The sequence below is a fragment of the Anoxybacillus flavithermus genome, from assembly GCF_002742685.1.
Lineage (GTDB): Bacteria > Bacillota > Bacilli > Bacillales > Anoxybacillaceae > Anoxybacillus > Anoxybacillus flavithermus_E.
The window spans coordinates 1-3,217 of sequence record NZ_PEDM01000060.1 but is presented as its reverse complement, the minus strand read 5'-3'; the positions used below and the strand labels follow the sequence as shown (position 1 = coordinate 3,217).

Annotated in this window: 3 protein-coding genes; all 3 read right to left on the bottom strand. The window is 40.3% G+C overall.

The annotated features are described in order from the left end of the window. Positions 1 to 51: 51 nt before the first annotated feature. Positions 52 to 1,350, bottom strand: a complete 1,299-nt coding sequence (locus tag CS060_RS13800; RefSeq protein ID WP_099669058.1) for an ABC transporter substrate-binding protein — start codon at positions 1,348 to 1,350, stop codon at positions 52 to 54. A 140-nt stretch (positions 1,351 to 1,490) separates the two neighbouring features. Continuing rightward, complete coding sequence (locus tag CS060_RS13795) at positions 1,491 to 2,576, bottom strand: M42 family metallopeptidase (protein WP_035050509.1); 1,086 nt, start codon at positions 2,574 to 2,576, stop codon at positions 1,491 to 1,493. A gap of 55 nt (positions 2,577 to 2,631) precedes the next feature. Further along, a complete protein-coding gene (locus tag CS060_RS13790) occupies positions 2,632 to 3,120 on the bottom strand; it encodes a dUTP diphosphatase (RefSeq protein ID WP_035050510.1) in 489 nt (162 codons plus the stop codon). Between the last annotated feature and the right edge of the window lie 97 nt (positions 3,121 to 3,217).

Genomic DNA, 3,217 nt, shown 5'->3' with positions numbered 1-3,217 from the left:
GATGCCCTATTTGTGTTGGGCTTTTTTATACACTAGCACTGGGGTGAATAGTTACTCTCGTTTTGTTCGATCTTTCAATCGTTTCGCTGCCTCTTCAAGCGCTTTCTTTGGATCTTTTCCATTAAATACGTCTGCCTGTGCCTTAATTGCTTCATCTAAAGCAACAGCATAATCGTTCGTATAATAAGCTGTTGGAATATCTTTCATTTCATTTGCGAATAACTCCCAAATTTTTTGACCTCCGAAAAATTGTACACCACTAGTAAATAATTCAGAGTCATATGCACTCGCTAATGATGGGAATAATCCATATTTCTCCATAGCCATTAACTGAATATCTTTCGTTGTTGAGAAAAATTCTAAAAACTTATACGCTTCATCGATATGTTTAGAAGAAGCAGGAATCATCCAACTACTTCCACCTAAATTTGCAGCGCGGTTGCCACCAGTTTCAAATGCTGGAAGTAAAAATACTCCCCATTTTCCATTTGTATCTTTCGCTTGATCAACGATTGTTCCATAATACCAAGCACCGAATGGAACAGTAGCTACTGAACCGTCTACTGTTGCTGATACAACACCATTCCATCCATCAACATCTTTAATGAGTCCAGCGTCATCAAACTTTTTCAACATCTCCATTGCTTCTACAGCTTTCGGATTTGTTAAATCGATTTTCCCATCTTGATCAAAGTAGTAAATACCACGTTGATTAAGCATCATACGAAAAATCGGATCGTCTTTAAATTTATCGAGAGGCATTGCAAATGCACCAGTTGCCTCTTTAATTTTTTTCGCTGCTGCTAAAAAATCATCCCATGTTTCAATATCTTCTGCTTTTATCCCTGCTTTTTCAAACAAATCCGTACGGTAGAACATCCCTGTTGGACCCGCATCAAATGGCATTGCATAAAACTTTCCATCAACAGATGTTAAATCTTTTTTAAATGTCGGAAATACGTCTTTATACTGATCAAATCCCTTTTCTGATAAATTGACAAATCCTTTCGGAAACGCATTTACATAACCATGGATACGATCATCTTCCACAAGTACAATATCTGGAAGGCCTGTTCCTCCTGCAGCTAAACCTGTAGATAGCTTATCATATACATCTAAACGTCCAATATCTTCTACTTTTAATTCAATGTTCGGGTTGCTTTTTTGAAACTCTTGCATCGCTTCATTTAAAGCACCAACGTTTACGTTCCAAGCCCAAGCTGTCAATACAATTTTTTCACTCGATCCTTCCCCTTTGTCGTCCGTCGATGATTGCTTGCCACTACAAGCTGCCAACATAACCGCTGAAGCTACGATGAGGACAAGCCATTTCCAATAACGTTTAAACATCCATTCTCCTCCCCTTTTTCCAATACGTTTTATGTAAGCGTTTTCGCCTACTAGTAAAAATTTTAGTAAACTTTTTTATTTTAGTCAATAAAAATTTTCTGAAAAAAAGTAAAAACCGACCCTATTCGAGTCGGCTTCTCTTAATTAAACGTAATTTCTTTCACTTTTTCTTCATCCAATCGCTTAATGACTTCGACTAATAGTTTTACAGTTTGTTCATAGTCATCGCGATGAAGAAGCGCAGCATGAGAGTGAATGTAACGAGTTGGGATAGAGATCGTTAACGCTGGAACGCCGCGCATCGTCATATGAATGGCACCAGCATCCGTTCCACCGCCTGGCATCGCATCAAAACGGTATGGAATGTTCATGTCTTCTGCCACACTAATGACAAATTCACGCAATCCTTTATGAGAAACAAGCGTTGCATCGTACAAAACAATATGCGGTCCGCCGCCAAGTTTGCCCATGGCGTCTTTTTCAGATACACCTGGTGTGTCGCCAGCAATGCCGACATCTACTGCAAACGCAATATCTGGTTCAATCGCAAAAGCGGATGTCCGCGCCCCGCGCAAGCCCACTTCTTCTTGTACGGTTCCAACACCGTATACGACGTTTGGATGCTCAACATCTTTTAATTGCTTCAACACATCAATAGCAACTGCGCAACCGATGCGGTTATCCCATGCTTTTGCAAGCAACATTTTTTCATTGTTCATCACTGTAAATTCAAAATACGGAACAATCGCATCGCCAGGGCGCACGCCCCACTCGATCGCTTCGTCACGGCTCGAAGCCCCGATGTCAATAAACATATCTTTTATTTCAACAGGCTTTCTTCTCGCTTCTACAGGTAAAATATGTGGCGGTTTCGATCCAATGACACCTGTAATGTCGCCTTTTTTCGTCACGATTGTCACACGTTGAGCAAGCATGACTTGCCCCCACCAACCTCCAAGCGGTTGAAAACGAATGAAGCCTTTCTCATCAATTTGCGTCACCATAAAACCTACTTCATCTAAATGACCCGCAATCATCACTTTTGGTCCATTTTCTTTTCCTACTTTTTTCGCAATAAGGCTTCCGAGACGATCCGTCGTCACTTCATCGGCATACGGAGCGATGTACGATTTCATTACTTCACGTACTTCTCGTTCGTTCCCTGGAACGCCTTTCGCATCCGTTAACGCTTTCAACATCGTTAACGTTTCATCTAATTTTTTCACGTATGTCACTCCTCTCTATGTACAACACTCATTATACTAAACATTTTGACAGTTGTTAATAATTGTGACTTTGTCGCTCATGATTCACTTCGTTTTTTGCGACATACGCTCGTTCAATTTGTTCAGCAGTAAACTGAAGCGCATGACCAAGCTCAGCATACGCATATACTAATTGATTATATGTCTCGATGTCTAACTTCATCCGAAACGTATGAACGGTCTCAAATACGCGTAAAAATTGGTCAACAAGCGTTTCGCTTTCTTGCACGTTCGGCCATTGAACATGCTTATCAAGAGAAAGGTCTAGTCCGAGCGATAAAATAAAATGAAGACCGTCTACATATTCCTCTAAAATCGTTTCCACTGCCGCTTTCGGTTTTGAGCTCCAAAATTTAAAACAGCGCGTTTCGTTCGCGAGTTCTCCAATTTCAACAAGAAGAGCTAACAACTTACGTTCAATTAAACGTTCGCCGCGCAATCCGCGTTCTGTCTCAATTCGCTCATCTAACTGTCGTTGCATAGAAAATAATGTTTGCAAATTCATTTTTTCTCCCCCTCTTACAAAAAAGGTATTGTCAAAAGTTTTAAAGACATACCCTAAGTTTTTATTGATTTTATGCGGTTTTTGACGAAAAAAAGCT

What these genes read in the sequence shown, in the direction of transcription:
- CS060_RS13800 (WP_099669058.1), bottom strand. Translation starts at nt 1,350, where the DNA reads ATGTTTAAACGTTATTGGAAATGGCTTGTCCTCATCGTAGCTTCAGCG.
- CS060_RS13790 (WP_035050510.1), bottom strand. Translation starts at nt 3,120, where the DNA reads ATGAATTTGCAAACATTATTTTCTATGCAACGACAGTTAGATGAGCGA.